Origin of the sequence: Haemophilus parainfluenzae (assembly GCF_003253005.1) — a bacterium.
In the GTDB taxonomy this organism is placed as follows: Bacteria; Pseudomonadota; Gammaproteobacteria; order Enterobacterales; family Pasteurellaceae; genus Haemophilus_D; species Haemophilus_D parainfluenzae_M.
Genome location: NZ_QEPZ01000010.1, coordinates 13,047 through 39,505 on the forward strand (window position 1 = coordinate 13,047; position 26,459 = coordinate 39,505).

At 38.1% G+C, this 26,459-nt stretch carries 29 protein-coding genes; 22 read left to right on the plus strand and 7 right to left on the minus strand.

Going from position 1 to position 26,459, the window contains the following annotated elements; translation table 11 throughout:
- Positions 1 to 116: 116 nt before the first annotated feature.
- The 3 genes from yfbV to purF all read left to right on the plus strand — a co-directional run bounded on the left by yfbV (position 117) and on the right by purF (position 2,692).
- The gene (gene yfbV, locus DPV97_RS09185) at positions 117 to 563 is read left to right on the plus strand and encodes a terminus macrodomain insulation protein YfbV (protein WP_049363790.1); all 447 of its coding nucleotides are present in this window, start codon (positions 117 to 119) and stop codon (positions 561 to 563) included.
- A 105-nt stretch (positions 564 to 668) separates the two neighbouring features.
- Positions 669 to 1,160 carry a CvpA family protein gene (locus tag DPV97_RS09190; RefSeq protein ID WP_005696203.1) on the plus strand — a complete coding sequence of 164 codons (492 nt, stop codon included), beginning with the start codon at positions 669 to 671 and terminating at the stop codon, positions 1,158 to 1,160.
- A gap of 14 nt (positions 1,161 to 1,174) precedes the next feature.
- The gene (purF, locus tag DPV97_RS09195; protein WP_070713032.1) at positions 1,175 to 2,692 is read left to right on the plus strand and encodes an amidophosphoribosyltransferase; all 1,518 of its coding nucleotides are present in this window, start codon (positions 1,175 to 1,177) and stop codon (positions 2,690 to 2,692) included.
- Positions 2,693 to 2,817: 125 nt separating this feature from the next.
- Here purF and dacB read toward each other — a convergent pair whose 3' ends face one another.
- Complete coding sequence (dacB, locus tag DPV97_RS09200; protein WP_070713033.1) at positions 2,818 to 4,257, minus strand: serine-type D-Ala-D-Ala carboxypeptidase; 1,440 nt, start codon at positions 4,255 to 4,257, stop codon at positions 2,818 to 2,820.
- Between the two features lie 152 nt (positions 4,258 to 4,409).
- Here dacB and greA point away from each other — a divergent pair, with 152 nt between their 5' ends.
- Positions 4,410 to 4,886 (plus strand): transcription elongation factor GreA, encoded by a 477-nt coding sequence (gene greA, locus DPV97_RS09205; protein ID WP_070713035.1) that lies wholly within the window; start codon positions 4,410 to 4,412, stop codon positions 4,884 to 4,886.
- A 29-nt stretch (positions 4,887 to 4,915) separates the two neighbouring features.
- Here the strand turns inward: greA and yhbY are convergent, their stop codons facing one another.
- A complete protein-coding gene (yhbY, locus tag DPV97_RS09210) occupies positions 4,916 to 5,215 on the minus strand; it encodes a ribosome assembly RNA-binding protein YhbY (RefSeq protein ID WP_070713037.1) in 300 nt (99 codons plus the stop codon).
- 153 nt (positions 5,216 to 5,368) lie between these two features.
- Between yhbY and rlmE the strand changes: the two genes are divergently transcribed.
- The 8 genes from rlmE (at position 5,369) to bioD (ending at position 12,826) form a co-directional block, all read left to right on the plus strand.
- Positions 5,369 to 6,001: a 23S rRNA (uridine(2552)-2'-O)-methyltransferase RlmE gene (gene rlmE, locus DPV97_RS09215; protein WP_049363780.1), complete on the plus strand. Its 633-nt coding sequence runs from the start codon at positions 5,369 to 5,371 to the stop codon at positions 5,999 to 6,001.
- Positions 6,002 to 6,097: 96 nt separating this feature from the next.
- Complete coding sequence (ftsH, locus tag DPV97_RS09220; RefSeq protein WP_049363778.1) at positions 6,098 to 8,002, plus strand: ATP-dependent zinc metalloprotease FtsH; 1,905 nt, start codon at positions 6,098 to 6,100, stop codon at positions 8,000 to 8,002.
- 114 nt (positions 8,003 to 8,116) lie between these two features.
- On the plus strand, positions 8,117 to 8,944 hold the full coding sequence (folP, locus tag DPV97_RS09225; protein ID WP_070713039.1) for a dihydropteroate synthase: 828 nt from the start codon (positions 8,117 to 8,119) through the stop codon (positions 8,942 to 8,944).
- A gap of 76 nt (positions 8,945 to 9,020) precedes the next feature.
- Complete coding sequence (gene glmM / locus DPV97_RS09230; RefSeq protein ID WP_070713040.1) at positions 9,021 to 10,355, plus strand: phosphoglucosamine mutase; 1,335 nt, start codon at positions 9,021 to 9,023, stop codon at positions 10,353 to 10,355.
- A gap of 69 nt (positions 10,356 to 10,424) precedes the next feature.
- The gene (gene sixA / locus DPV97_RS09235; RefSeq protein ID WP_049363774.1) at positions 10,425 to 10,907 is read left to right on the plus strand and encodes a phosphohistidine phosphatase SixA; all 483 of its coding nucleotides are present in this window, start codon (positions 10,425 to 10,427) and stop codon (positions 10,905 to 10,907) included.
- 257 nt (positions 10,908 to 11,164) lie between these two features.
- Entirely contained in the window at positions 11,165 to 11,656 is a 492-nt protein-coding gene (locus DPV97_RS09240; protein WP_049363772.1) for a histone, read from the plus strand.
- 67 nt (positions 11,657 to 11,723) lie between these two features.
- On the plus strand, positions 11,724 to 11,990 hold the full coding sequence (locus DPV97_RS09245; protein WP_049363769.1) for a YcgL domain-containing protein: 267 nt from the start codon (positions 11,724 to 11,726) through the stop codon (positions 11,988 to 11,990).
- A 101-nt stretch (positions 11,991 to 12,091) separates the two neighbouring features.
- The gene (gene bioD, locus DPV97_RS09250; RefSeq protein WP_049363768.1) at positions 12,092 to 12,826 is read left to right on the plus strand and encodes a dethiobiotin synthase; all 735 of its coding nucleotides are present in this window, start codon (positions 12,092 to 12,094) and stop codon (positions 12,824 to 12,826) included.
- Between the two features lie 53 nt (positions 12,827 to 12,879).
- Here bioD and can read toward each other — a convergent pair whose 3' ends face one another.
- Together can and asnS are read right to left on the minus strand one after the other, a co-directional pair.
- Complete coding sequence (gene can / locus DPV97_RS09255) at positions 12,880 to 13,572, minus strand: carbonate dehydratase (RefSeq protein ID WP_049363767.1); 693 nt, start codon at positions 13,570 to 13,572, stop codon at positions 12,880 to 12,882.
- A gap of 130 nt (positions 13,573 to 13,702) precedes the next feature.
- Positions 13,703 to 15,106, minus strand: coding sequence for an asparagine--tRNA ligase (gene asnS, locus DPV97_RS09260; protein WP_070713042.1), 1,404 nt, complete (start codon positions 15,104 to 15,106; stop codon positions 13,703 to 13,705).
- A 140-nt stretch (positions 15,107 to 15,246) separates the two neighbouring features.
- Here asnS and sohB point away from each other — a divergent pair, with 140 nt between their 5' ends.
- Together sohB and DPV97_RS09270 are read left to right on the plus strand one after the other, a co-directional pair.
- Positions 15,247 to 16,308 (plus strand): protease SohB, encoded by a 1,062-nt coding sequence (sohB, locus tag DPV97_RS09265; RefSeq protein WP_049363762.1) that lies wholly within the window; start codon positions 15,247 to 15,249, stop codon positions 16,306 to 16,308.
- 179 nt (positions 16,309 to 16,487) lie between these two features.
- Complete coding sequence (locus DPV97_RS09270; protein WP_049363759.1) at positions 16,488 to 17,342, plus strand: OmpA family protein; 855 nt, start codon at positions 16,488 to 16,490, stop codon at positions 17,340 to 17,342.
- A gap of 66 nt (positions 17,343 to 17,408) precedes the next feature.
- Here the strand turns inward: DPV97_RS09270 and DPV97_RS09275 are convergent, their stop codons facing one another.
- Positions 17,409 to 18,272: a fructosamine kinase family protein gene (locus DPV97_RS09275; RefSeq protein WP_070713044.1), complete on the minus strand. Its 864-nt coding sequence runs from the start codon at positions 18,270 to 18,272 to the stop codon at positions 17,409 to 17,411.
- 199 nt (positions 18,273 to 18,471) lie between these two features.
- Here DPV97_RS09275 and pheS point away from each other — a divergent pair, with 199 nt between their 5' ends.
- The 4 genes from pheS to DPV97_RS09295 all read left to right on the plus strand — a co-directional run bounded on the left by pheS (position 18,472) and on the right by DPV97_RS09295 (position 22,773).
- Positions 18,472 to 19,461, plus strand: coding sequence for a phenylalanine--tRNA ligase subunit alpha (gene pheS / locus DPV97_RS09280; RefSeq protein WP_070713046.1), 990 nt, complete (start codon positions 18,472 to 18,474; stop codon positions 19,459 to 19,461).
- 75 nt (positions 19,462 to 19,536) lie between these two features.
- On the plus strand, positions 19,537 to 21,927 hold the full coding sequence (pheT, locus tag DPV97_RS09285) for a phenylalanine--tRNA ligase subunit beta (protein ID WP_111382975.1): 2,391 nt from the start codon (positions 19,537 to 19,539) through the stop codon (positions 21,925 to 21,927).
- 13 nt (positions 21,928 to 21,940) lie between these two features.
- Complete coding sequence (locus tag DPV97_RS09290; RefSeq protein ID WP_005697518.1) at positions 21,941 to 22,240, plus strand: integration host factor subunit alpha; 300 nt, start codon at positions 21,941 to 21,943, stop codon at positions 22,238 to 22,240.
- Positions 22,241 to 22,287: 47 nt separating this feature from the next.
- Positions 22,288 to 22,773, plus strand: a complete 486-nt coding sequence (locus tag DPV97_RS09295; protein ID WP_049363753.1) for a C40 family peptidase — start codon at positions 22,288 to 22,290, stop codon at positions 22,771 to 22,773.
- A 42-nt stretch (positions 22,774 to 22,815) separates the two neighbouring features.
- On the opposite strand, the gene metF is transcribed toward DPV97_RS09295, so the two are convergent.
- A complete protein-coding gene (gene metF, locus DPV97_RS09300; RefSeq protein WP_049363807.1) occupies positions 22,816 to 23,706 on the minus strand; it encodes a methylenetetrahydrofolate reductase in 891 nt (296 codons plus the stop codon).
- A 329-nt stretch (positions 23,707 to 24,035) separates the two neighbouring features.
- On the opposite strand from metF, the gene rplM reads away from it, so the two are divergent.
- The 4 genes from rplM to DPV97_RS09320 all read left to right on the plus strand — a co-directional run bounded on the left by rplM (position 24,036) and on the right by DPV97_RS09320 (position 26,186).
- Positions 24,036 to 24,464 (plus strand): 50S ribosomal protein L13, encoded by a 429-nt coding sequence (rplM, locus tag DPV97_RS09305; protein WP_005628896.1) that lies wholly within the window; start codon positions 24,036 to 24,038, stop codon positions 24,462 to 24,464.
- 16 nt (positions 24,465 to 24,480) lie between these two features.
- On the plus strand, positions 24,481 to 24,873 hold the full coding sequence (gene rpsI, locus DPV97_RS09310; RefSeq protein ID WP_005696173.1) for a 30S ribosomal protein S9: 393 nt from the start codon (positions 24,481 to 24,483) through the stop codon (positions 24,871 to 24,873).
- 228 nt (positions 24,874 to 25,101) lie between these two features.
- Positions 25,102 to 25,740, plus strand: coding sequence for a stringent starvation protein SspA (gene sspA / locus DPV97_RS09315; protein ID WP_070713053.1), 639 nt, complete (start codon positions 25,102 to 25,104; stop codon positions 25,738 to 25,740).
- A complete protein-coding gene (locus DPV97_RS09320; RefSeq protein WP_049363813.1) occupies positions 25,740 to 26,186 on the plus strand; it encodes a ClpXP protease specificity-enhancing factor in 447 nt (148 codons plus the stop codon). Before sspA ends, DPV97_RS09320 begins: the two co-directional genes overlap by 1 nt.
- Before the next feature lie 49 nt (positions 26,187 to 26,235).
- Here DPV97_RS09320 and DPV97_RS09325 read toward each other — a convergent pair.
- Positions 26,236 to 26,459, minus strand: a 224-nt coding sequence (locus DPV97_RS09325) for an IS3 family transposase (protein WP_207798652.1), incomplete at its 5' end; no start/stop codon positions are given.

Here is a 26,459-nt window from a genome sequence, read left to right on the forward strand (position 1 = left end):
GGTAAAAATACGATCTTTTATTAGAAAAGTTGAAAATTTCAACAATTTCTAGTCGGGGATGACAATTAAACCTAAACTAGAGTATTATAAGTGCGGTTATTTTCAAGGATGTTTTCATGTCATCATTTTTTTCAACCTTAAAACAAGGGCAAATTTATTTGCAAACGTGGCCATTAGAAGCGAAGCTCGGCATGATTTTTCCCGAAAATCGCATTATTAAAGCCACAAAATTTGCACAAAAATTTATGCCTTTTATGGCAGTGTTTGCGGTGGTCTGGCAGCAACTTTATGCCAAAGCAGATCTTACTGCATTTTCGCTTGCTATTTTGACCGCACTTTGTGCGTTAGCGATGCCATTTCAAGGTTTATATTGGTTGGGGAAACGAGCAAACTTACCCTTAGAACCGCAAAGTTCTCAGTGGTTTTATGAGATTAGTGAACGTTTGAGAAAACAACATGAAAGTTTGCCAACTGTGCAAGATAAACCGACATATCAGCACTTGGCAGAAGTATTACGAAAGGCACAGCAAAAATTGGATAAAGCATTTTGGCAAGAAATTTAGCTAATTGCTTCAAATTTAATTGACGCAAACGTTTTCCTTTTGTATTTTTTTTATGTAGAATACTGCGGTCGCAATGGCGACCCTTTTTAATTGAGAGACTATTTAATGATTGATTATATTATCATTGGCATCATCGCATTTTCGATTATCGTGAGTTTATTACGTGGATTTGTGCGAGAGGTGATGTCCCTTGCAAGCTGGGTCGTTGCATTTATTGTCGCGAGCCAATTTTATCCTTATCTCGCCACCTATCTTACTCAAATTGAATCTGACTACGTGCGTAACGGCACGGCAATCGGCATTTTATTTGTTTTAACCCTAATTGTAGGCGGCATTGTTAATTATGTGATTAGCCAATTAGTGGATAAAACAGGACTTACCGGAACAGATCGTGTTCTCGGTGCGGCATTTGGCTTAATTCGTGGGGCGTTAATCGTTGCTGCGATCTTATTCTTCTTGGATACCTTCACTAACTTTGAACAAACCGATTGGTGGAAAGAATCAAAATTAATTCCTCATTTCGGCTTTATTATTGAATGGTTTTTCCAACAACTACAAGCAAGTTCTAGTTTTTTAAACTCAACTTTTAAACAATAAGGTAGTCAATCAGTATGTGTGGAATTGTCGGTATCGTTAGCCAAAATCCGGTTAATGAATCCATTTATGCAGCATTAACGTTATTACAGCATCGAGGTCAAGATGCGGCGGGGATTGTCACAATCGATGATGAAAACCGCTTCCGTTTGCGTAAGGCTAATGGTCTTGTAAGCGATGTGTTCAGACAAGAGCATATGTTACGTTTACAAGGTCACGCAGGCCTCGGACATGTACGTTATCCAACCGCTGGCAGTTCAAGTGTATCTGAAGCTCAGCCTTTCTATGTTAACTCACCTTATGGTTTAAGCCTTGTTCACAATGGTAACTTAACCAACTCAACCGAATTAAAAGATAAATTATTTAAAGAAGCGCGTCGTCATATAAATACCAATTCGGATTCAGAACTTCTTCTCAATATTCTTGCGAATCATTTGGATAGAGTGAATAAATACCATCTCGATCCGCAAGATATTTTTAATGCAATTCGTGCGACACACAAAGATATTCGTGGTGCTTATGCATGCTTAGCTATGATTATTGGACATGGCATGGTAGCATTTCGCGATCCGTTTGGTATTCGTCCACTCGTGTTAGGTAAACGAGAAGAAAATGGATCTGTGGAATATATGTTTGCCTCTGAAAGTGTGGCATTAGACGTCGCAGGTTTTGAATTAGTGCGTGATGTTGCGCCAGGCGAAGCGATTTATGTGACCTTTGATGGCCAGCTTTATGCTGAGCAGTGTGCAGAAAGTGCGGTCTTAAATCCGTGTATTTTTGAATACGTGTACTTTGCTCGTCCTGATTCAACAATAGACGGAGTGTCTGTCTATGCCGCACGTGTTCACATGGGCGAACATTTAGGTAAAAAAATTGCAAAAGAATGGGTTGAGGAAGCTGATAACATTGATGTTGTTATTCCAGTACCAGAAACTTCAACAGACATTGCGTTACAGATTGCGAAAATCTTAGGCAAACCTTACCGTCAAGGTTTTGTGAAAAACCGCTATGTTGGCCGTACATTTATTATGCCTGGACAAGCACAACGTATTAGTTCAGTCCGTCGCAAGCTCAATACGATTAAAGCAGAATTTAAAGATAAAAATGTGTTATTAGTCGATGATTCCATTGTTCGTGGTACAACATCCGAACAAATCGTGAGTATGGCTAGAGCAGCAGGTGCGAAGAAAATTTACTTTGCATCAGCCGCGCCAGAAATTCGTTATCCGAATGTGTACGGCATTGATATGCCAACAAAACGAGAACTCATTGCCTATGGCCGTAATGTTGATGAAATTGCGAAATTGATTGGTGTAGATAAATTGGTTTTCCAAGATCTTGAAGCACTGACAGAATCAGTACGCCAAGAAAACCCAACCATTCAAGGCTTTGATTGTTCAGTCTTTACTGGTAAATATATCACTGGCGATATCACACCAGAATACCTTGATAGCATCGCTTCTCAACGTAATGATTCAGCAAAGAAAAAACGGGAAAAAGATGCAAGCAATCTTGAAATTCATAATGAAGGTTAAGCACATTTAAGATCGTAAAAAGCACTAAATTTAATGAAACGTTTAGTGCTTTTTCTTTTTGATGAAATATAAAGAAAAATGACCGCACTTAATGTATTCAAAGTGCGGTCATTTTTATATGCGTTTTAGTCTTTATAAAGATCGTTATAAAGTGCGCTCTCAAATTGCACAAGTGGAGCACGTTTTGTTTTACTTTCTAAATCACCGGTTGAATAGCCATTGATAAATTGAACGAAAGCCACTTTTTCACCACGTGCATTGGTCATAAAACCGGCAAGGTTATAAACGCCTTTTAATGAGCCAGTCTTAGCAATAACGTTTTTCACTAGTGGTGGATTAATTAAGCTACCACGGCCACTGATTGTGCCGTCCACACCTGCAATTGGAAAGGTTTCCATTAAGTGTAATTTATCTTCATTTTTGGCAATGTATTCTAAAACAGAAAGCATGGTTTTCGGTGCAACTAAATTATGACGAGAAAGACCCGAACCATCAGCTAAGATGCTGTTACCAAATTTAATGCCTTGTTTTTGCAATACGGATTTCACTGCTAATGTGCCTAATTGGAATGAAGCAGGGCGTTTATAGTAGTTGTAGGCTACTGCTCTAAATAAGGCATCAGCAATTTGGTTATCCGATTTTTTCATCATTTTTTTCAATAGCTCAGGTAACGGTTTAGATAAATGCTGTGCAAGTTTTTGTCCTTGCTGTGGTTTTTGAGGTTGTTTTACCTGACCGGTAAATTCAATACCAAGACGTTTTAATTGACGTTGAATAATGGCGGCTGCGTAGGCATCAGGATCTTGCACGGCGAAGCTGAGCCCAAATGGTTTACTTTGGCGAGCAATACAGCCTTTTACTTGATAGCGATTATTGTCATGGACAACAACGTCTAACTGGCAATAACCCGCTTCTTGCTGATCCACAATATAAACTTGTCCGAAAACTTGAATAGGAAATTGAGCAGGAACGTTAATTTTGACGGCTTCACCTACAGGTTGATTTGCATCTAACTCGGCATAAAAACAATTATTATCGATATTTGCTGCAGCAGGAGGGGAGTTAAAGCACATTGTAAGATCGTTCCAAATCCAACCTAACCCACGATCATGGCTCGAAAATACAGAGGTATCTAAAATAAGATCACCATTAATTTTCTGAATGCCTTGGTTCTTTAAATTTGCTAATAGGCTATAAAGTTGTCCACTGGTCAGATCAGGATCGCCAGTAAATTGCACAACAAGATCGCCTTCTAAAACATTATTCTGAATCTTTCCGTTACTTAAAAGTGATGTTTCAAACTGAAAGGCATCGCCTAATACTAATTTAGCGGCAACAGCTGTGAACACTTTTTGTGTACTAGCAGGCAACATAAATGTTGAACCATTGTAGTCTGCAATAATTTGATCTTTATTGAGGTTTTTGGCAATAATACTGGCAGAAGCACCTTCTGGTAAGTATTGGGTGATAGAGGCCACATTAACTTCAGCCATAGCGGAAAAAGAAAAGCCGAGTGTGATAAATGCCGCTTTAAGTGCGGTCGAAATAGAAGATTTTTTAGTCATTTTTAGTTCTGTTATGGTTGCTATTTTTCTCAAGACGAATAATAATAAGCTCCGAACTCAATAGAGTAAATCATTTTTTATTTTTCATTGACTGCGGCAAGGTTGCAAGACGTTGTCGTAGTTTTGTTTTTACCAAATTTCAAGGAAAAAGAATGAAACAAATTCCAATGACCGTGCGCGGCGCGGAGTTATTACGAGAAGAATTAGATTTCTTAAAAAATGAGCGTCGCCCAGAAATTATCAAGGCAATAGCTGAGGCACGTGAGCATGGTGACTTAAAAGAAAATGCAGAATATCACGCTGCGCGTGAACAACAAGGTTTTTGCGAAGGGCGTATTCAAGAAATTGAAAGCAAACTTGCAAATTGTCAGGTTATCGATGTCACCAAATTACTAAATAACGGAAAAGTTATTTTTGGTGCCACAGTTGTATTAGTGAATACCGATACCGATGAAGAAGTGACTTACCAAATTGTGGGCGATGATGAGGCAGATATTAAATCAGGTTTGATTTCTGTGAATTCACCGATTGCCCGTGGTTTGATAGGCAAAGAGTTGGACGATACCGTGAACATCACCACACCAGGTGGAACGGTTGAATTTGAAATTATTGAAGTGAATTACATCTAAAAAATATCCCCTCAATGAGGGGATAATAATTATTTACGAGGAAGCTGAATTTTGCCTTCTTCGCTTGGTCGATAAAGAACCAAAATATGACCGATAGTTTGAACATTAGATGATTTGGTTTCGCGCACGATAGCATCAATGATCAGTTGTTTAGTTTCGCGATCTGCACCAGCAATTTTTACTTTGATCAATTCGTGATGATTTAATGCGTTATCGATTTCAGCTAATACACCTTCGGTTAAGCCGTTACCGCCAAGCATGACGACTGGGCTCAGGTGATGAGCAAGTCCTTTTAAAAATTGTTTTTGTTTTGTTGATAAGTTTGTCATAAGAATCCTTTAAATAAAAACGAGTCACCCAAAAGAGCGGTCAGAAAAAATCTGGTTTTTCAGCATTTTTGGGTAAGTCTAGCCTTGAATTTGGCAGATTGTACCCAAATATAGGCGAAACTACTACAAAAAATAGTACAAAAGATAGAGATTATGGGAAAGAAAAAACGTTCGGCGAGTTCATCTCGTTGGTTAAACGAACATTTTAAAGATCCGTTTGTTCAGAAAGCACATAAACAAAAATTACGCTCACGTGCTTATTTTAAGTTAGATGAAATTCAGCAAACGGATAAATTGTTTAAACCGGGAATGACCGTAGTTGATCTCGGTGCAGCGCCCGGTGGCTGGTCACAATATGTCGTAAGCCAAATCGGCGGAAAGGGAAGAGTCATTGCTTGTGATATTCTGGATATGAATCCAATTGTCGGCGTTGATTTTTTACAAGGCGATTTCCGAGATGAAAATGTGTTAAATGCATTATTAGAACGTGTTGGGGAAGCTAAAGTTGATGTAGTCATGTCTGATATGGCGCCAAATTTTAGCGGTATGCCATCGGTTGATATTCCTCGCGCAATGTATTTGGTAGAGCTAGCCTTAGATATGTGTAAGCAAGTTTTGGCAAAAAAAGGCAGTTTTGTGGTCAAAGTATTCCAAGGGGAAGGCTTTGATGAATATTTACGTGAAATTCGTTCGCTGTTTAGTGTGGTAAAAGTACGTAAGCCGGAGGCCTCTCGTGGGCGTTCTCGCGAAGTTTATATTGTAGCAAGTAGTTATAAAGGCGAATAGATAATTGCTTTGATAGCTTTTCATTATGTCGGGGATGAGATAGTATCTCGTTTAATTTTAATTAACTTAAGAAAGGCAGGTTAAACCTTGAACGATATGGTCAAAAATCTAGTTCTATGGGTTGTGGTAGCAATTGTCATGATGACGGCTTACCAAAGTTTTAATTCTAATGGCGTGAGTGACTCAACAGATTACACAACCTTTGTGTATGATGTGAGTAACAGTCAAGTGAAGGAAGCGCGTTTTGATGCGAATGAAATCACAGTGACCAAAAATGACGGGTCTAAATATATGACCGTTATGCCACCGTTGGAAGATAAAAAACTCTTAGATGACTTATTAAATAAAAAAGTCAAAATCGAAGGTACGCCTTTTGAAAAACGTAGTTTACTATCACAAATTTTGATTTCTTGGTTCCCGATGCTATTCCTTGTTGGGGTATGGATTTTCTTCATGCGCCAAATGCAAGGTGGCGGCGGCAAGGCCATGAGCTTTGGTAAAAGCCGCGCTAAAATGCTGAATCAAGATCAAATCAAAGTGACTTTTGCGGATGTTGCAGGTTGCGATGAAGCAAAAGAAGAAGTCGGTGAGGTAGTTGATTTCTTGCGCGAACCGAAAAAATTCCAAAACCTTGGCGGTAAAATTCCAAAAGGGATTTTAATGGTAGGTCCTCCAGGTACAGGTAAAACCTTATTAGCGAAAGCCATTGCAGGCGAAGCGAAAGTGCCTTTCTTTACGATTTCAGGTTCTGACTTTGTGGAGATGTTTGTGGGTGTTGGTGCTTCTCGTGTACGTGATATGTTCGAGCAAGCGAAGAAAAATGCACCATGTTTAATCTTTATTGATGAAATTGATGCGGTAGGTCGCCAACGTGGTGCAGGCTTAGGTGGTGGACACGATGAGCGTGAACAAACCCTTAACCAGATGTTAGTTGAAATGGATGGTTTCGGTGGTAACGAAGGCGTAATCGTTATTGCAGCAACGAACCGTCCAGATGTACTTGACCCTGCATTAACTCGTCCAGGCCGTTTTGACCGTCAAGTTGTTGTGGGTTTACCGGATGTTAAAGGTCGTGAGCAAATTTTAAAAGTACATATGCGTAAAGTCCCTGTGGCAGATGATGTAGATGCAATGACACTTGCTCGTGGTACACCAGGTTATTCAGGTGCAGATTTAGCGAACTTGGTTAATGAAGCTGCATTATTTGCTGCTCGTAGCAATAAACGTACTGTATCGATGCTTGAGTTTGAAAAAGCCAAAGATAAGATCAATATGGGACCTGAACGTCGTACCATGATCATGACGGATAAACAAAAAGAATCAACTGCGTACCATGAAGCAGGTCACGCCATTGTGGGTTACTTAGTGCCTGAACATGATCCGGTACATAAGGTCACGATCATCCCTCGTGGTCGTGCATTAGGTGTAACTTTCTTCTTACCTGAAGGTGATCAAATTAGTATCAGCCAAAAACAATTAGAAAGTAAACTTTCAACTCTTTATGCAGGACGTTTAGCAGAAGATTTGATTTACGGTGAAGAAAATATTTCTACCGGTGCATCTAACGATATTAAAGTGGCAACCAATATTGCACGTAATATGGTGACCCAATGGGGCTTCTCAGATAAACTTGGTCCGATTCTTTATACTGAAGATGAGGGCGAAGTATTCTTAGGTCGCTCAATGGCAAAAGCAAAACATATGTCTGATGAAACGGCGCATGCGATTGATGAAGAAGTTCGTGCGATTGTGAATCGTAACTATGCGAGAGCAAGACAGATTTTGATCGACAATATGGATATTCTTCACGCCATGAAAGATGCGTTAGTGAAATATGAAACCATTGAAGAAGAACAAATCAAACAACTAATGAATCGTGAGCCTGTTACACCACCATCTGGTTGGGAAGATAGCAAAGACACGAGCCCAAAAGTTAAGCCGCAAGAAGAAACCACTGAAAGTGCGGTTAATCATTCAGAAAATTCTGAATCTGAAGAGTAAGAATAAAGCCTTCCTAATTTGGAAGGCTTTTTTATTTATAATGTCATTCTTTTCATCACTATATTCCGTTATAATCTAGCCTTTAAAATTTGATTTAAAAATTGACCGCACTTTATGAAACTTTATGCTAATAACAAATGTCTAGATTTATCATTCCCTCAAATTATGGGAATTTTGAATTTCACGCCCGATTCATTTTCAGATAGCGGACAGTTTTTTAGTCTAGACAAGGCATTATTTCAAGTTGAAAAAATGCTCAAAGAAGGTGCAACAATTATTGATATCGGCGGGGAATCAACTCGACCAATGGCAGAAGAAGTGCCTGAAACTGCAGAGTTGCAACGAGTGATACCTTTAGTTGAAGCGGTACAAAAACGTTTTGATTGTTGGATTTCAGTGGATACCTCTAAAGCAATTGTGATGCAAGAAGCAGCTAAGGTCGGTATGGATTTAATCAATGATATTCGAGCTTTACGTGAACCTGGCGCACTCGAAATAGCAGGACAGTTGAATTTACCAACTTGTATTATGCACATGCAAGGACAGCCGCGCACAATGCAGACTAATCCGCATTATGATGATGTAGTCCAAGATGTTTATCAGTTTTTAGAAACTCGGACTCAAGTTTGTTTAGATGCGGGAATCGCTAAAGAAAATATCATTTGGGATATGGGGTTTGGTTTTGGTAAGACCGTGCAGCATAATTATAAACTTTTACAGCAATTAGCTCAGTTTTGTAAAAGTGGTTATCCCATTTTAGCAGGCCTTTCACGTAAATCGATGATTGGTGCCGTATTAGATAAACCCGTAACTGAACGTGTTGTGGGAAGTGTAGCTGGCGCATTAATTGCTGCTCAAAATGGGGCGACAATTTTACGCGTACATGATGTGGCTGTAACGGCAGATGCTTTGAAAGTATGGCAAGCAACGCAAGAGGCGTAGGCGACTACCAGATTTTATATGTTGTAGAATGAATGATTTCTGCAACATCATTATTCAAATTTAATAAGGAATAAACATGGCAAATCGTAAATATTTTGGCACTGATGGTGTACGTGGAAAAGTAGGGACATATCCAATCACACCTGATTTCGCATTGAAATTAGGTTGGGCAGCAGGTAAGGTTTTAGCCTCTCAAGGTTCTCGCACTGTGTTAATCGGGAAAGATACTCGTATTTCAGGTTATATGCTGGAATCTGCACTTGAAGCAGGTTTGGCTGCAGCGGGTTTAACTGCCGCATTTACCGGTCCAATGCCAACACCTGCCGTGGCGTATTTAACCCGTACTTTCCGTTTAGAAGCGGGTATTGTCATTTCGGCATCTCATAACCCTTACTATGATAACGGGATTAAATTCTTCTCTTCACAAGGCACAAAATTACCAGATGATATTGAAGAAGCAATTGAAGCCATGCTCGATCAGCCAATGGATTGCGTGGAGTCAGCTGATTTAGGTAAAGCAAGCCGTATCAGTGATGCCGCAGGACGTTATATTGAATTTTGTAAAAGTACTTTCCCTGCTCACCTTGGTTTAGATGGTTATAAAATCGTGGTGGATTGTGCAAATGGTGCAACCTATCACATTGCACCAAATGTATTACGTGAGTTGGGTGCGGAAGTGATTGAAATTGGTACAGATCCAAATGGAATCAATATCAATGAAAAATGCGGTGCAACCGACGTAAAAGCATTACAGGAAAAAGTGCTTGAAACTAAAGCGGATGTTGGTCTTGCTTACGATGGTGATGGTGACCGTATTATGATGGTGGATCACTTAGGTAATAAAGTGGATGGAGACCAAATCCTTTTCATTATTGCTCGTGAAGCTTTACGTTCAGGCCAATTGAAAGGTGGTGTAGTAGGCACATTAATGAGTAATATGAGCTTAGAGATTGCTTTAAAAATGTTAGGTGTACCTTTTGTGCGTGCTAACGTTGGCGACCGTTATGTGTTAGAAAAAATGGTAGAACATAACTGGACGTTAGGTGGAGAAAACTCAGGCCATATCATTATTGCTGATAAAAATACGACAGGTGATGGTATTATTGCATCACTAGCTGTATTAAGCGCAATGGTTCAACATCGTTTATCATTAAACGAGCTTGCGAGTGCAGTGAAATTGTTCCCTCAAGTATTGATTAATGTTCGTTTTGCGGGCGGTGCAAATCCATTAGAAAGCGAAGCAGTAAAAGCGGTAGCCGCTGATGTGGAAAAACGCTTAGAAGGTAAAGGTCGAATTTTACTGCGTAAGTCAGGTACAGAGCCACTTATTCGTGTCATGGTTGAATGTGAAGACGGTGTACTTGCAAAACAATGTGCAGAAGAAATTGCAGAAGCAGTTAAAGCGAATTAATTGAATGGGGGCTTGCCCCCATTTTTGATCATAAAATTTATCTTTTATTATTTTTAGGAAAGCCAATATATGAAAATTTTTGTTATGCGTCACGCAGAAGCGGAAGTTATTGCTTCATCTGACGAGGCGCGGCACTTAAATAATTATGGGCGTAAACAGTCAATATCACAAGGTCAATGGCTTAAAAATCATCTAAATTCAACCGCACTTTCAGTTCAGAAAGTGATTGTCAGCCCTTATGTACGAGCACAAGAAACGTTTGAGCTTGTGAATTCAGCCTTAGATAACACACTTAATGATGTTGAAACTTGGAGTGGAATTACACCTTACGGGAATGCGACGTTAGTAGCAGATTATTTATCTGTTTTACAGGAACAAGGGATTGAAAGTGTTTTGCTTGTTTCTCATTTACCTTTAGTGGGCAGTATTGTTTCGGAGCTTTATGGCAAGCGAAATCCAATTAGTTTTTATCCTTCAACGATAGTTCAAATTGACTGGAATAGTGAAAAAGGCAGCATTGAAGCTTTTCATTATCCAAACGAAAATGATTAAATTGATTAAAAAAAATACAAAAAAGATAAATTTCTATCTTTACAAAAAATAAAATTTTTCTTAGGAACTTTTTTATAAGTTTTTTAAATTCATATGGTTATAACAGTTTTTTTAGAAAAATCGCAATAAGTAATATTTCTAGAAATGTAAATTTTTTTTGCAGGTGTTTTATTTTGAGTTTTTTTGCGTAAACTAGGCCGCACAAAGCAAATGGCTTTGGATTAATTCTTAACCATAACAAAAAATGGAGAGTAACAATGAAAAAATCAGTATTAGCCGCATTAGTATTAGGTGCATCTTTAGCCGTAACAGGTTGTTTCGATAAACAAGAAACAGCTCAAAAAGTTGAAGCAGCAAAAGACGCGACAGTAAACGCTGCAACACAAGTTAAAGATGCTGCAGCTGCAGCAGCTAGCGATGTGAAAGATGCAGCAAAAGATGCTGCAACTGATGTTAAAAATGCTGCAACTGATGCAATGAATTCAGCGAAAGAAGCTGCAACTAACGCAAAAGATGTTGCAGTAGAAAAAGTTGAGGAAGCAAAAGATGCAGCCGTAGCTAAAGTTGAAGAAGTTAAAGATGCTGCAGCAAATAAAATGGCTGAAGCAAAAGACGCAATGTCTTCTAAAGTGGAAGAAGTGAAAAATGCAGCTTCTGAAGCAAAAGATGCAGCAGCAAATAAAGCAGCAGAAATGAAAGATGCAGCGGCAGATAAAGCAGCTGAAGTAAAAGAAGCTGTGACTAAATAATTAAACTTTCGTAAAATAAAAACCTATCAGAGATTATCTGGTAGGTTTTTTCTTTTGGAGCAAAAAAATGTTATGTGTGATTTATAAAAGTTTACGTAAGCCAGGTTGCTACATCTATATTTCTAAACGAGATGATTTTTCAGTTGTACCAGATATATTAATGCAAAGTTTTGGCAAGACTCAGTTTCTTATGCCATTTAATTTGAAGGGAAGTAAGCCGCTTGTCCATGCAGATAAAAACGAGGTAATGGAAAAAATTACTCAGCAAGGATTTTACCTTCAAATGCCAAAACAGGATGATGGACTATTTAATAGTTTGAGTGAGATCAAATAACCTTCTTATTTTTCGTAAAAATCTTCAAATCTTGCTTTACCTCAATATTTTCTTCAAAAAACTCCTTTAAAATTCACCGCACTTTTAAAAGGAGAATGAAAATGAGTAGTTTCTTTGTAGCAGGTACAGATACCGACGTGGGCAAGACCACCGCCTGCCGTGCCATTATTCAGGCATTACAAGCAAAGGGCGTGCGAATTGTGGGGTATAAGCCGATTGCTTGTAGCTGTGAAGCAGGTATCTATCCTATAGAAAATCAAGCCGATGAATCTGAAACAGATTATGATGCTGAAAATAATTCAGATGTGTTGGCTTTAATGGATGCAACAAATGAACCCGTATCCTATCAGGAAGTAAATAGTTATACTTTTGCACATCCAATGCCAATGCTGAGTCGAGATAAATCACGCATTAAATTAAGCAAGATTGATCAGACTTTAACGACATTAGTGAAAAAATATCAATCTGTTGTCGTAGAAGGCTCATTTGGCTTACTCACCCCCATGGCGGAGGGTAAAAGCTTTGCTGATTGGGTTGTTGAGCATAAAATGCCCGTTGTATTGGTTGTTGGTATTAAAGAAGGCTGCATCAACCATGCACTACTTACCGCTCAAGTAATTAAACAACTTGGTGTGCCTTTACTGGGTTGGATTGCGAATCGAATTAATCCTTGCTTGGGCCACTACAAAGAAGTTATAGAGATTTTAGAAACTCAGATTGATGCGCCATTGTTAGGGAAAATTCCTTATATCCATAAACCAGAATCCCTAGAGTTAGGACATTATTTAACAAATATTGATCGTTTGATGTATATGCAAACAGAGTTAGTTAAATAGTAAGTTTAAATAAAAAGTGAGGTTAAAACGTATCAGATTTTAACCGAACTTTTTTATTCTTCGTTTTCTGGAAGTTCTTTTTTCAGGATATCTTCTTCTGCGAGGCTAGATAAGCGAGCTATCGCATTACGGTAAGAAATTTCAAGACTTTCTCGACTGGTAGCGATAACACCTTGATCCACTAAGAATCCATCATTTACGTCATACACCCATCCATGTAGGGAAAGCTTTTGTCCGCGTTCCCAAGCGCTTTTTACGATAGATGTACGCCCCAAGTTATAAACTTGTTCTGCAACATTGATTTTAGTGAGCATATCTGCGCGTTTTTCTGGTGAAAGATTGCCTAATAGATGACCATGTTTAAACCAAATATCACGAATATGGAGCAACCAGTTATTGATTAGCCCTAGATCGTGATCTTGCATCGCTGCTTTGATACCACCACAATTGGTGTGGCCGCAAATAATAATATGTTCAATTTTGAGTACATCAACGGCATATTGCACAACCGAAAGACAGTTAAAATCTGTATGAATAACTTGATTAGCTACATTACGATGAACAAATAACTCTCCAGGTTCAAGATTTGTTAGTTTTTCGGCTGGAACTCGGCTATCTGAGCAGCCAATCCAAAGATAATGAGGTGTTTGGTGATCGGCGAGTTCTCTAAAATAAGTGGAATTTTCTTCCTTCATTCTTTGCGCCCAACTGTAGTTATTAGCAAAGAGTTGTTTAATTTTGTCCATTTTTACTTTCCTTAATGTGATGTATTTGAAAGATTGATTCAAACACAATAAATGAAATTAGGGGATAAATTTATCGCCTAAAATGATGACCGCACTTTAAAGAAAGTGCGGTCAATATTAAACAATATTTTTAGAAATTTGCATTTCTTGGTGCGCGAGGGAATGGAATCACATCACGAATATTTTGTACGCCAGTTACATAAACGATTAAGCGTTCAAAACCAAGACCGAAACCTGAATGTGGTACGGTACCATATTTACGAAGATCACGATACCACCAGTAATCTTCAGGATTTAAGCCCATTTCTTCCATGCGTTTATCTAATACGTCTAAACGTTCTTCACGTTGAGAACCACCAATGATTTCACCAATTCCAGGTGCGAGAACATCCATTGCGGCCACAGTTTTACCATCGTCATTTAAACGCATATAGAAGGCTTTGATATCTTTCGGATAGTTTTTCACGACAACAGGTGATTTGAAATATTCTTCTGCTAAGAAACGTTCATGTTCAGAAGATAAATCGATACCCCAAGAAACAGGGAATTCGAATTTCTTACCTGATTTTAATAACACGTCGATTGCATCGGTATAGTCGATTTGAGCAAAATCAGAGTTTACAAAGTTTTCTAAACGAGTAATCACATCTTTATCTACGTGTTTTTCAAAGAATTTTAAGTCATCTTTGCGCTCAGCAAGCACGGCACGGAATACGTATTTTAACATGTCTTCTGCTAATTTAGCATTGTCAGCAAGCGTTGCAAACGCAACTTCAGGTTCAACCATCCAGAATTCAGCAAGGTGACGAGTTGTATTTGAATTTTCAGCACGGAATGTTGGCCCAAAAGTATAGATTTTGCTTAATGCACAAGCATAAGTCTCGCCATTTAATTGGCCTGAAACCGTTAAAAATGATTCTTTTCCGAAGAAGTCTTGGCTGAAATCAACTTTACCATCTTCGCCACGAGGAAGGTTTTCTAAATCAAGTGTTGAAACACGGAACATTTCACCCGCACCTTCTGTATCTGATGCTGTAATTAATGGAGTGGCCACCCAATAGAAACCTTGTTCATGGAAGAAACGATGAATAGCTTGTGCTAAGCAGTGACGAACACGCGCTACGGCACCGATAATATTGGTACGAGGACGTAAGTGAGCTACTTCACGTAAGTATTCAATTGAATGACGTTTTGCTGCCATTGGATAAGTATCAGGATCTTCTACAAACCCTGCCACTTCTACTTTTTCAGCTTGAAGTTCAACAGCTTGGCCTTCTGCAGGTGACTCAACAATAGTGCCTGTTACAATAACAGAACAACCCGTTGTTAAGCGTAATACTTCACTTTCATAATTTTCAATATCATTATTGACGATGACTTGAATAGGATCAAAGCAAGAGCCGTCATAAACAGCGAGGAAGGAAAGACCTGCTTTAGAATCACGACGGGTACGAACCCAGCCACGTACGGTAACTTTTTCGCCAATAGTAACTTTACCTCGTAACACATCGACAATGGATGAAACTTTAGACATATAAACCTCTGTAATTCATTATAAATTAGGCAATAAAACTGCGTTAGTTTACCTTAAATTGCAAAATTTTCCATAAAAAGTTAGTGTTAATCGGGCTTGCACAGTAAAATAACGCCTTCACTTTATTTTAGGAGAAAACTATGTGGTCTGATATTTTGACCGGCTATGGCATTTTTATTTTGGAGATTTTAACGATTTTACTTGTGATTGCCGCTATTGTTGCAATAATTATTTCAGCAAAACAGCGTAATGCAACACATCATGGTGAATTGGTCGTGATAGATCTCTCAGAAGAATTTAAGGAAACGGTAAAGCATTTACGCGATTTCCCGCTTTCAAAAGAAGAACTTAAACAAGCAGAAAAAGCAGAGAAAAAAGCAGAAAAACAAAAGGCAAAAAAACGTAAAGAGAAATTAAAAAACGGTGAAACCTTAGGTGACGAAAAGAAAAGCTGTGTGTATGTTTTAGATTTTCATGGTGATATTTCAGCGTCAGAAACGACCGCACTTCGAGAAGAAATTTCAGCAATCTTAAATGTAGCAACACCAGAAGACGAAGTATTATTACGTTTAGAAAGCCCGGGAGGTATTGTTCATGATTATGGGTTTGCAGCCTCTCAGTTGTCTCGTTTGAAACAAAAAGGCATAAAATTAACCATCGCTGTAGATAAGGTTGCAGCAAGTGGCGGTTATATGATGGCTTGTGTAGCAGATAAAATTGTATCTGCGCCTTTTGCTGTTATTGGTTCTATCGGCGTCGTAGCACAAATTCCAAACGTTCACCGTTTATTGAAAAAATATGATGTTGATGTAGATGTGATGACAGCTGGTGAGTTTAAACGCACAGTAACTGTATTAGGTGAGAATACCGAAAAAGGCAAACAAAAATTTCAACAAGAGTTGGAAGAAACACATCAATTATTTAAACAATTCGTCTCACAAAATCGCCCTTGTATAGATATTGATAAAATTGCTACTGGGGAACATTGGTTTGGTCAACAAGCAATCGACTTGAAATTAGTCGATGAAATTTCAACCAGTGATGATTTAATTTTGGAAAAAATGAAAGAAAAACATGTAGTAAGTGTGAAGTATCGCTTGAAAAAATCCTTGATAAAAAAATTAGGTCGTCAAGCTGAAGAAAGTGCGGTAAATATTGTTCATCGTTATGCTACAAAGCGAGCAAATGATTTTATACATTAAAAATAGATATCTTTACATTCCTTTACAAAAAAGAGGGCTAATTTACTGATTTTATTATTTACAAGGCGATTTTTTGCCATTAATATATGCATCCGAAACTTTAACAGTTTTGTTATATTTTATTCATAAAGTTTAGTTATGCCCTTTCTAGGGTTTCTAACAAATAAAAGGTAAAGCCAATGAAATTATCTCGTATTTTATTATCAACTGTTGCTATCGCAACTGCTGCTGCTTGTGGCAACTTAAGCAAAGTTACTGACGCAGGTACTCCAGAGTATAAAGATGTAAATGGTCAACAAGTGCCTCAATTAGTATGGCCTAAAATTGACTCAGCAAAATTCAACCATGATGGTAGCCAATTCGGTACTTGGCCAAATTGGGATAATGTTCGTATGATTGAAAATGGTATGAACAAAGATCAGATTCGTCAATTAATCGGTGATCCACACTTCACTGAAGGCCTATATGGTGTATCTGAATGGGATTACGTGTTCAACTACCGTGAAAATGGCGAACATAAAATTTGCCAATACAAAGTGTTGTTTGACAAAAACCACAACGCACAAAGCTTTTTCTGGTATCCAAACGGCTGTAACGGTAATTCAGCATTCAATTTAAGTGGTGACTTCTTATTTGACTTCAATAAAGACACTTTAACTGCACAAGGTAAACAAGTTGTTGATAGCGTAGCATCTCAATTAAAATCTACTGGTGCTAAAGATGTTAAAGTTGCGGGTTATACAGACCGTTTAGGTTCTGATGCTTATAACTTAAATCTTTCACAACGTCGTGCTGATCGTGTTAAAGCACGTTTAATTGAAGATGGTGTGAATACTCAAATTACCGCTGTTGGCTACGGTAAAAACCCTCAAGTGAAAGCTTGTGATGGTATTCCACATGGAAAAGCATTAAAAGATTGCTTACGCCCTAATCGTCGCGTTGAGATCACTGCTTCTGGTTCTGTATTAAAATTACAAGAAGGTGGTCAAGTTAACGGTGGAACTCAAGGTCCAGCACCTCTTTATCAAAAATAATAGATAGGGAAGATAGAAAGAGCGTAATGAAAATTACGCTCTTTTTTTTATCTGATGTTTAAGAAATTATTCAAGTAGAAGTTCTTTAATCAATTTAGTGGTTAAGTTGATATAACTCCCATCAAAACGATGACTGAAATTTAGTAGATAATAGAGCTGATAAAGGTGTTTTCTTTCTTCAAAGCCGTCTTTATCAAGAGGTAAAGTGCAGTCATAAATTTCATAGAATTCAGCTGAGAACGGCTGGAAAAGCTCACTGAATGCTAAATCACATTCTCTATCCCCCCAGTAGCAAGCTGGATCATAAGTAAAGGTTTGATTACCTACGATAGCTGTATTCTCAATCCATAAGTTACCATGTAACAAAGAAGGTTTAGGGTTATGTTTTGAAAGTTTGTGTTTTACCTTTTCAATAATTAAATCAATGTTGCCAAAGTCTAAACCTTTATCTTTGCAAAGTTGTAATTGCCATCCAATACGTTGTTCTGCAAAAAATTTTGCCCAACTTCCACTCCATTTATTCGGTTGATACTCAGGTCCAAGCCAAGTATCAAAATCTAATCCATAGTTTTTAGTGCCAGATACTTGATGGAGTTTAGCTAATTCTTCAGCAAAATGTGGCGTAGCATTGCTTTGCTGAGTAATAGGAAGCGCCTCTAATAATAAGAAACTATGATTTTGAGAACAGCCTACGCCATACACTTGCGGAAGTCGGATTGTATTGGTTTTGCCTAGTAGGTTTAATTGGTCAGCTTCTGCACGAAACATTGAACGATAGGACCGTTCATTCACTTTAACAAAGACCGGTTGGATTCCATCCGTAATGAGCCAAGTTTCATTTACTTCGCCACCAGGCACTTTGTTTTTTTCTTTGATGTTATAGTAAGCACCAAATTGATCAGCTAAGACTTGAGAAATTGATTTCCACATAATACGCCTCCTAGACATGGTCGATTTTTCTTCATTCTAACGAAAGCACTAAAAATTACTGTGATATATCTCAAAAAATAGCAAAAATTTTTGCCATTTTTCATCTGAAACATCAATTCACCAATAAACGCGTGATTTTTTAATGAGTTAGTATTATCATTAGGTTTATTTTAGTTAGAAAAGATAATCAGGGGAAACTATGCAACATCTGAAAGATCTTGTTGAGAAAGCAAAATCGGCGATTGAACAAATCGAAAATAAAAGTTTAAGCACATTAGATGAAATTCGTGTGGAATATTTTGGTAAAAAAGGGCATTTTACCCAACTTATGCAAGAATTGCGTAATATTGCTGCGGAAGAGCGTCCCACAATGGGTGCTAAAATCAATGAGGCGAAACAAGCAGCGTTAGATTTTTTAAATGCTAAAAAAGCAGAATGGGAACAAGCTGAACTCAATGCGAAATTAGAAAAAGAACGTATTGATGTGAGCCTTCCTGGTCGTAAAACAGAAACTGGTGGTTTACACCCAGTGACTATTACCATCAATCGCGTAACAAAATTCTTTTCAGAGTTAGGTTTTTCTGTGGAAACCGGTCCCGAAATCGAAAGTGATTATTACAATTTCGATGCATTAAATATTCCTAAACATCACCCAGCACGTGCTGATCACGATACATTCTGGTTTAATCCTGAATTATTACTTCGTACACAAACCTCAGGTGTACAAATTCGTACCATGGAAAAAATGCAGCCACCTATTCGTATTATGGCGCCAGGTCGTGTATATCGTAACGACTACGACCAAACGCACACACCAATGTTCCATCAAATTGAATTGCTTTATGTAGATAAAAAAGCAAACTTCACCGAGTTAAAAGGCTTATTACACGATTTCTTACGTGCATTTTTTGAAGAGGATTTACAAGTTCGTTTCCGTCCTTCTTATTTCCCATTTACTGAACCTTCTGCAGAAGTTGATGTAATGGGTAAAAATGGTAAATGGTTAGAAGTACTAGGTTGTGGTATGGTGCATCCTAATGTGTTACGTAACGTAGGTATTGATCCAAATGAATATTCTGGCTTCGCAGTAGGCATGGGGGTTGAGCGTTTAACCATGTTACGCTACAACGTCACAGATTTGCGTTCATTCTTTGAAAACGACTTACGTTTTTTAAAACAATTTAAGTAATTAACCGTTGGGTTAAATTGACGATAATGATTAATTTAGAACGTAACACGTTCATCAATAAAGGATACAGAGATAATGAAATTTAGCGAAAATTGGGTGAGAGAATGGGTTAATCCATCAATTTCAACAGAGCAGTTATGTGATCAAATCACGATGCTTGGCTTAGAAGTTGATGGCGTTGAAAAGGTAGCTGGTGACTTTACCAGTGTGGTTGTAGGTGAAGTTGTTGAATGTGCTCAACACCCAGATGCAGATAAATTACGTGTCACTAAAGTAAATGTTGGTGGCGACCGTTTATTAGATATCGTTTGTGGTGCACCAAATTGCCGTCAAGGTTTAAAAGTGGCATGTGCAACTGAAGGTGCGGTATTACCTGGTGATTTTAAAATTAAGAAAACTAAATTACGTGGCCAACCTTCAGAAGGGATGCTTTGCTCATTCTCTGAATTAGGCATTGATGTAGATGCAGATGGTATTATTGAGCTACCGTTAGATGCACCAGTGGGTAAAAATCTACGTGAATATTTAGATTTAGATGATAAAGCAATTGAAATCAGCTTAACGCCAAACCGTGCAGATTGTTTAAGTATTGCAGGTGTTGCACGTGAAGTTGGTGTGGTGAATAAACAAGTTGTTAATCAACCGCACTTTGATGCCGTACCTGCAACGATTTCAGATAAAGTTCAAATTGAATTAAAAGCACCAGAAGCATGCCCTCGTTATTTATTGCGCGTGGTGAAAAATGTGAATGTTAAAGCGCAATCACCAATTTGGTTACAAGAAAAATTACGTCGTTGTGGTATTCGTTCTATCGATCCTATTGTGGATATTACCAACTATGTTTTACTTGAATTAGGTCAACCAATGCATGCTTTTGATGCATCAAAAGTAGCTCAACCTGTTCAAGTACGTTTAGCCAATAACGGAGAAGAACTTGTTTTATTAGATGGTACAACCGCAAAATTACAACCGAATACTTTACTGATCGCAGACCAAACTGGTCCACTCGCAATGGCGGGTATCTTTGGTGGTCAAGCAAGTGGTGTTGATGCTGAAACAACAAAAGATGTGATTTTAGAAGCCGCATTCTTCGCACCATTAGCGATTGCTGGACGTGCAAGACAATATGGTTTACACACAGATTCTTCACATCGTTTTGAACGTGGTGTTGATTTTACGCTACAACGTCACGCGATGGAAAGAGCAACAGCATTGTTACTTGAAATTTGTGGTGGTGAAGCCGGCGAAATTTGTGAAGTCGTGAGCGAGCAATATTTACCAAAAGTCAATGAAGTCACTTTACGTCGTGAAAAATTAGATAGCTTATTAGGTCATTATATCGAAACTGAAACCGTGACCGAGATTTTTGAGCGTTTAGGTTTCGCCGTGAAATATGCTAATGATGTTTGGACCGTAACTTCTGCAAGCTGGCGTTTTGATATTGAAATCGAAGAAGATCTCATTGAAGAAGTGGCACGTATTTATGGCTATAACAGCATTCCAAATAACGCACCATTAGCGCATCTTCGTATGCGTGAGCATAAAGAAGCCGATTTAGAATTAAGCAGAATTAAGACCGCACTTGTGGATGCAGATTATCAAGAGGCGATTACTTATAGCTTCGTTGATCCAAAAGTACAGACTTTACTTCATCCAGAAATTGAAGCGCTTGTATTGCCAAACCCAATTTCAGTTGAAATGTCAGCAATGCGCGTTTCATTGTTAAGTGGATTACTAGGTGCGGTACTATACAACCAAAATCGTCAACAAAATCGCGTGCGTTTATTTGAAACGGGATTACGTTTTGTTCCTGATGCTAATGCAGAATTTGGCATTCGCCAAGAGTTTGTTCTTGCTGGTGTAATTACAGGTAACGCTAAATCTGAATCTTGGACAGGTAAGGCCGAAAATGTTGATTTCTTTGATCTTAAAGGTGATTTAGAAAGCATTCTTTCTCTCACTGAAGTGGGGAGTCGTGTTAAGTTTGTGGCAAAAGCACACAGTGCATTGCACCCAGGACAATCTGCTTCAATTGAATTAGATGGAAAAGAAACTGGTTTTATTGGAACTATTCATCCACTTATCGCTCAAAAATTAGGATTAAATGGCAAAGCGGTTGTTTTTGAAATTTTATGGGATGCCATTGCAAATCGTCGTGTGGTTCAAGCTAAAGAGATTTCAAAATTCCCAGCAAACCGTCGTGACTTAGCTTTAGTCGTTGCTGATAATGTGCCAGCAGGCGATATTATCGAAGCATGTAAACAAGCCGGCGGAGAAAAATTAACACAAGTCAATTTATTCGACGTATATCAAGGCATTGGCGTTGCTAGCGGACATAAGAGCTTAGCAATCAGTTTAACCATTCAAGATAATGAAAAAACGCTTGAAGATGATGAGATTAATGCGGTAATCTCTGCTGTATTAAACGAAGTTAAACAACGCTTTAATGCGGAGCTTAGAGACTAAACAGGAGACTAACATGGCAACGATTACAAAAATTGATATTACTGAATACTTATTAGATAAGTATCAATTACAAAAAGCGGAAGCTAAAGCATTAGTGGAAGACTTTTTTGAGGAAATTCGTTTATCGTTAGAATCTGGTGGTGAAGTGAAATTATCAGGTTTTGGTAATTTTGAACTTCGTAATAAAGCTTCCCGTCCAGGGCGTAATCCAAAAACAGGTGAAAGTATTCCTGTTTCAGCACGCCGTGTAGTGGCATTCAAGCCAGGGCAAAAATTACGTGCTCGCGTGGAAAATACCAAGCCAAAACAATAGTAAGAAAAGTGCGGTCGTTTTTGACCGCACTTTTGTCAGGATTGAACATGAATAAGATTAAATGTGCTTTTTTAGTTGCAGAAAGTTTTTTACTTTTTGCTTGTTCAAGCGGTGTTCGTGAAGAGTATGCAATGAACTATAAAGGTCAGATTGGTGATCCTATTATAGCCATTGCCATGTTAAGTGAACAACAATATGAATGGGCGGGTACTCCATATGTTTTAGGCGGGCAATCTCGTGGTGGTATCGATTGTTCGGGTTTTGTGCAAAAGACCTTTATTGATCGTTTTAATATCAATCTTCCTCGAACTACGAAAGATCAAGCGGGTTACGGAAAACTTGTTCGTAAAGAAGATATCCAAACTGGCGATTTAATTTTCTTTAAAACGGGACGAGGACCAAATGGCTATCATGTTGGGATTTATGTGAAAGAAGATAAGTTTTTACATGCTTCAACCAAAGGTGGCGTGATTTACTCTTCGATGAACAGCCCTTATTGGAAAAAAGCTTTTTGGCAAGTTAGACGAGTATAGTTAAAAGAAAAAAAGTGCGGTTATTTTAACCGCGCTTTTCTTTTATGGATTTGTTGTAGGGCGAATGCCTAATGTATGACAAATCGCATACGTGAGTTCGCTACGATTTAATGTATAGAAGTGGAAGTCATTCACACCTTCACGAGAAAGGATTTTTACCATATCCATTGCCACACTTGCCGCGACGAGATTGCGAGTAGTAGGATCATCATCTAATCCTTCATACGCTTTAGACAACCATGCTGGAATTTTTACATTCGTAAATGATGCCATTTTTTGCAGTTGTTTGAAATTAGTAACAGGTAGAATACCTGGAACAATTTCAGCCTCAATACCAATGGATGCACAGCGATCACGAAAGCGAAGATAACTGTCAATATCAAAGAAGAATTGAGTAATGACATGATTAGCACCTGCGTCAATTTTACGTTTCAAATTGATTAAATCTGCTTGTGCTGATTTTGCTTCAGGATGAACCTCTGGGTATGCTGCAACTGAGATATCAAAATCAGCTACGGAGCGGAGTAGTTCAACTAAATCAGCCGCATAGAAAGGTTTTTTCGCATAGCCTTTTGGCTCATCACCGCGTAATGCCACAATGCGACGAATACCGCTATCCCAATAATCTTTTGCTATTTCTTTTAATTCTTCAGGTGTTGCATCAATACCTGTTAAATGTGGTGCGGCTTCTATGCCTGTTTCTGCTTTAATGGCTTTTACGATGCTATGCGTACGATCACGTTCGCCAGAGTTTGCACCATAAGTAACGGAAACAAATTTAGGATTTAATACTTTTAAGCGATGGATAGAATCCCAAAGCATGCTTTCCATTTTTTCATTTTTAGGAGGAAAGAACTCAAAGGAGACATTAATTTTTTTGTTAGTATCAGCAAGATGTTGATTTAATGTGTTAATTTCGTTTGCGTAGCTCATAGCATGCCTTCTTACGTTTTTTATTAGGGTGCACTTATCATAAAATAAGCACTAATATGCGTCAATTTCAATGATTTCATCAATATGATGAATAAAATTAATGATTATTTATTATGCGTTGTATTTTAAAAGAAAATCAATTTATTTGCACAAAAAGTTAGCATTTTTTCTAAAAATAGGTATAATACGCCGACCCTGTAAATGCACGGATTCCCACCGTGTATTATTTTATCGAGATCACACTCGAAGGGGTGGAGATTAAGATTAATGGTTGTGTTTCAAACAATATGGAACACTGGGTATCAAACTTATATTTTGGTAATTAATTAATGAAAACTTTTGTAGCAAAACCGGAAACAGTAAAACGTGACTGGTATGTGGTAGATGCGACAGGTAAAACTTTAGGTCGTTTAGCTACTGAATTAGCACGCCGTCTTCGTGGTAAACACAAGGCTGAGTACACTCCACACGTAGATACTGGTGATTACATCATCGTTATCAACGCAGACAAAGTGGCAGTAACTGGTCGTAAAGAAACAGATAAACTTTACTACTGGCACACTGGCTATGTAGGTGGTATTAAACAAGCGACTTTCAAAGAAATGATCGCTCGCCGTCCTGAAGCGGTGATTGAAATTGCGGTTAAAGGTATGTTGCCAAAAGGTCCATTAGGCCGTGCAATGTTCCGTAAATTAAAAGTGTATGCAGGTGCAGAACACCAACATGCAGCACAACAACCACAAGTATTAGACATTTAATCACGAGGTTTAGGAAATGGCAGAGAATCAAAACTACGGCACTGGTCGCCGCAAAAGCTCTTCAGCTCGTGTATTTATCAAACCGGGCAGTGGTAAAATCACTATCAATCAACGTGAATTAGACGTATATTTCGGTCGCGAAACAGCTCGTATGATCGTACGTCAACCGTTAGAATTAGTGGAATTAACTGATAAATTAGACCTATACATCACTGTTAAAGGTGGTGGTATTTCTGGTCAAGCGGGTGCAATCCGTCACGGTATCACTCGTGCATTAATGGAATATGATGAGACTTTACGCCCTGCTCTTCGTGCAGCTGGCTTCGTTACTCGTGACGCACGCCGCGTTGAACGTAAAAAAGTTGGTTTACACAAAGCACGTCGTCGTCCACAATACTCCAAACGTTAATTTTTTATTATCGTTTCAAGAAAGCAGAGAGCAATCTCTGCTTTTTTTATATCTGTAAAAAACAAATTATTAAAAATTGCCGTTCTTTGATTTCTTGTTTTCGTTTTTAATTATTTGATTTTAAAATAAAAATGAGAAATTATTGGCAATTTAGAGCTCGGTTATGTTAAAATAATCGCCCACTTTTAGTAGAAGTATATATATTATTTTGGATCTTCGGAGGAATAAATGTCCAATGCATCAAGTAAACGTTCAGTAATGACTCTTTTTTCAAATAAAAATGACATTTACTGCCATCAGGTAAAAATAGTCTTAGCTGAAAAAGGTGTTGCTTACGAAAACGAAGAAGTTGATCTGCAAGCATTATCAGAAGATTTAATGGAATTAAATCCTTACGGCACATTACCAACCTTGGTGGATCGTGATTTAGTATTATTCAGCTCACGTATTATTATGGAATATCTTGATGAGCGTTTTCCACATCCTCCACTTATGCCAGTTTATCCGGTTTCTCGTGCGAAAAGCCGTCTTTTAATGTTACGTATTGAACAAGATTGGTACCCAACATTAGAAATAGCTGAAAAAGGCACAGAAGTTGAACGTGAAGAAGCGTTAAAACAGTTAAAAGAAGAATTGTTAGCGGTATCAGCTATCTTCCAACAAACTCCTTATTTTATGAGTGAAGAGTTTGGCTTAGTTGATTGCTATATTGCACCATTATTATGGAAATTACGCAATATGGGCGTGGAATTTAGCGGTACAGGAAGCAAAGCAATCAAAGGCTATATGGATCGTGTATTTAGCCGTGATTCTTTCTTACAATCAGTGGGTGAAGCTGCTCCTAAAAATTTAATGGATGATAAATAATGGCTCATATACCTTCTCCAAAACGTCCTTATTTGCTAAGAGCCTATTATGATTGGCTAGTGGATAATGATTTCACCCCATATTTAGTGGTAGATGCTAATTATTATGGTACTAATGTGCCTGTGGAATACGTGAAAGATGGGCAAATCGTCTTAAATCTTTCAGCGGGGGCGACTGGGAATTTGCAATTAACAAATGACTTTATTCAGTTTAATGCACGTTTCAAAGGTGTGGCTCGTGAGTTATATATTCCGATGGGCGCCGCTTTAGCTATTTATGCTCGTGAAAATGGTGATGGCGTGATGTTTGAGCCAGAAGAAATTTACGATGAGCTAAATCGTGAGCCAACATCCGAACAGCCATTAAGCTTTGCAGAAGCGGTAGATAAGCCAAAGACGGAAAAGAAACCACAGAAATCAGCATCTCATTTGCGAATTGTGGATTAATAAAAGAAAAGTGCGGTTAAAATTGATCTGACCCCAAAAAATTAGACTGTTATTTAAAGGATTGTTTTCGATATTGTATCGGACTCAGTCCTTTTAATTTTAGTTGAATCCGTCGGTGATTATAGTAATCCAAATAATCTCTGACGGCATCAACTATCTCTTCTCTACTGTTAAATTCCCGACCATAAAAACATTCTGTTTTTAATCGCCCAAAGAAACTTTCCATTGCGGTATTGTCCAAGCAATTCCCTTTTCTCGACATACTTTGAATAA

Bases quoted from the DNA above. Each gene is read 5' to 3' on its own strand.
- sixA (WP_049363774.1), top strand. From the start codon at position 10,425: ATGAAAATTTTTGTTATGCGTCACGCAGAAGCGGAAGTTATTGCTTCA.
- DPV97_RS09320 (WP_049363813.1), top strand. From the start codon at position 25,740: ATGGCTCATATACCTTCTCCAAAACGTCCTTATTTGCTAAGAGCCTAT.
- DPV97_RS09275 (WP_070713044.1), bottom strand. From the start codon at position 18,272: ATGTGGAAATCAATTTCTCAAGTCTTAGCTGATCAATTTGGTGCTTAC.
- DPV97_RS09190 (WP_005696203.1), top strand. From the start codon at position 669: ATGATTGATTATATTATCATTGGCATCATCGCATTTTCGATTATCGTG.
- yhbY (WP_070713037.1), bottom strand. From the start codon at position 5,215: ATGACAAACTTATCAACAAAACAAAAACAATTTTTAAAAGGACTTGCT.
- sohB (WP_049363762.1), top strand. From the start codon at position 15,247: ATGTGGTCTGATATTTTGACCGGCTATGGCATTTTTATTTTGGAGATT.
- can (WP_049363767.1), bottom strand. From the start codon at position 13,572: ATGGACAAAATTAAACAACTCTTTGCTAATAACTACAGTTGGGCGCAA.
- dacB (WP_070713033.1), bottom strand. From the start codon at position 4,257: ATGACTAAAAAATCTTCTATTTCGACCGCACTTAAAGCGGCATTTATC.
- DPV97_RS09240 (WP_049363772.1), top strand. From the start codon at position 11,165: ATGAAAAAATCAGTATTAGCCGCATTAGTATTAGGTGCATCTTTAGCC.
- yfbV (WP_049363790.1), top strand. From the start codon at position 117: ATGTCATCATTTTTTTCAACCTTAAAACAAGGGCAAATTTATTTGCAA.
- asnS (WP_070713042.1), bottom strand. From the start codon at position 15,106: ATGTCTAAAGTTTCATCCATTGTCGATGTGTTACGAGGTAAAGTTACT.
- glmM (WP_070713040.1), top strand. From the start codon at position 9,021: ATGGCAAATCGTAAATATTTTGGCACTGATGGTGTACGTGGAAAAGTA.
- pheT (WP_111382975.1), top strand. From the start codon at position 19,537: ATGAAATTTAGCGAAAATTGGGTGAGAGAATGGGTTAATCCATCAATT.
- bioD (WP_049363768.1), top strand. From the start codon at position 12,092: ATGAGTAGTTTCTTTGTAGCAGGTACAGATACCGACGTGGGCAAGACC.
- DPV97_RS09290 (WP_005697518.1), top strand. From the start codon at position 21,941: ATGGCAACGATTACAAAAATTGATATTACTGAATACTTATTAGATAAG.
- rplM (WP_005628896.1), top strand. From the start codon at position 24,036: ATGAAAACTTTTGTAGCAAAACCGGAAACAGTAAAACGTGACTGGTAT.
- purF (WP_070713032.1), top strand. From the start codon at position 1,175: ATGTGTGGAATTGTCGGTATCGTTAGCCAAAATCCGGTTAATGAATCC.
- folP (WP_070713039.1), top strand. From the start codon at position 8,117: ATGAAACTTTATGCTAATAACAAATGTCTAGATTTATCATTCCCTCAA.
- DPV97_RS09245 (WP_049363769.1), top strand. From the start codon at position 11,724: ATGTTATGTGTGATTTATAAAAGTTTACGTAAGCCAGGTTGCTACATC.
- DPV97_RS09295 (WP_049363753.1), top strand. From the start codon at position 22,288: ATGAATAAGATTAAATGTGCTTTTTTAGTTGCAGAAAGTTTTTTACTT.
- rlmE (WP_049363780.1), top strand. From the start codon at position 5,369: ATGGGAAAGAAAAAACGTTCGGCGAGTTCATCTCGTTGGTTAAACGAA.
- rpsI (WP_005696173.1), top strand. From the start codon at position 24,481: ATGGCAGAGAATCAAAACTACGGCACTGGTCGCCGCAAAAGCTCTTCA.
- pheS (WP_070713046.1), top strand. From the start codon at position 18,472: ATGCAACATCTGAAAGATCTTGTTGAGAAAGCAAAATCGGCGATTGAA.
- greA (WP_070713035.1), top strand. From the start codon at position 4,410: ATGAAACAAATTCCAATGACCGTGCGCGGCGCGGAGTTATTACGAGAA.
- sspA (WP_070713053.1), top strand. From the start codon at position 25,102: ATGTCCAATGCATCAAGTAAACGTTCAGTAATGACTCTTTTTTCAAAT.
- ftsH (WP_049363778.1), top strand. From the start codon at position 6,098: ATGGTCAAAAATCTAGTTCTATGGGTTGTGGTAGCAATTGTCATGATG.
- DPV97_RS09270 (WP_049363759.1), top strand. From the start codon at position 16,488: ATGAAATTATCTCGTATTTTATTATCAACTGTTGCTATCGCAACTGCT.
- metF (WP_049363807.1), bottom strand. From the start codon at position 23,706: ATGAGCTACGCAAACGAAATTAACACATTAAATCAACATCTTGCTGAT.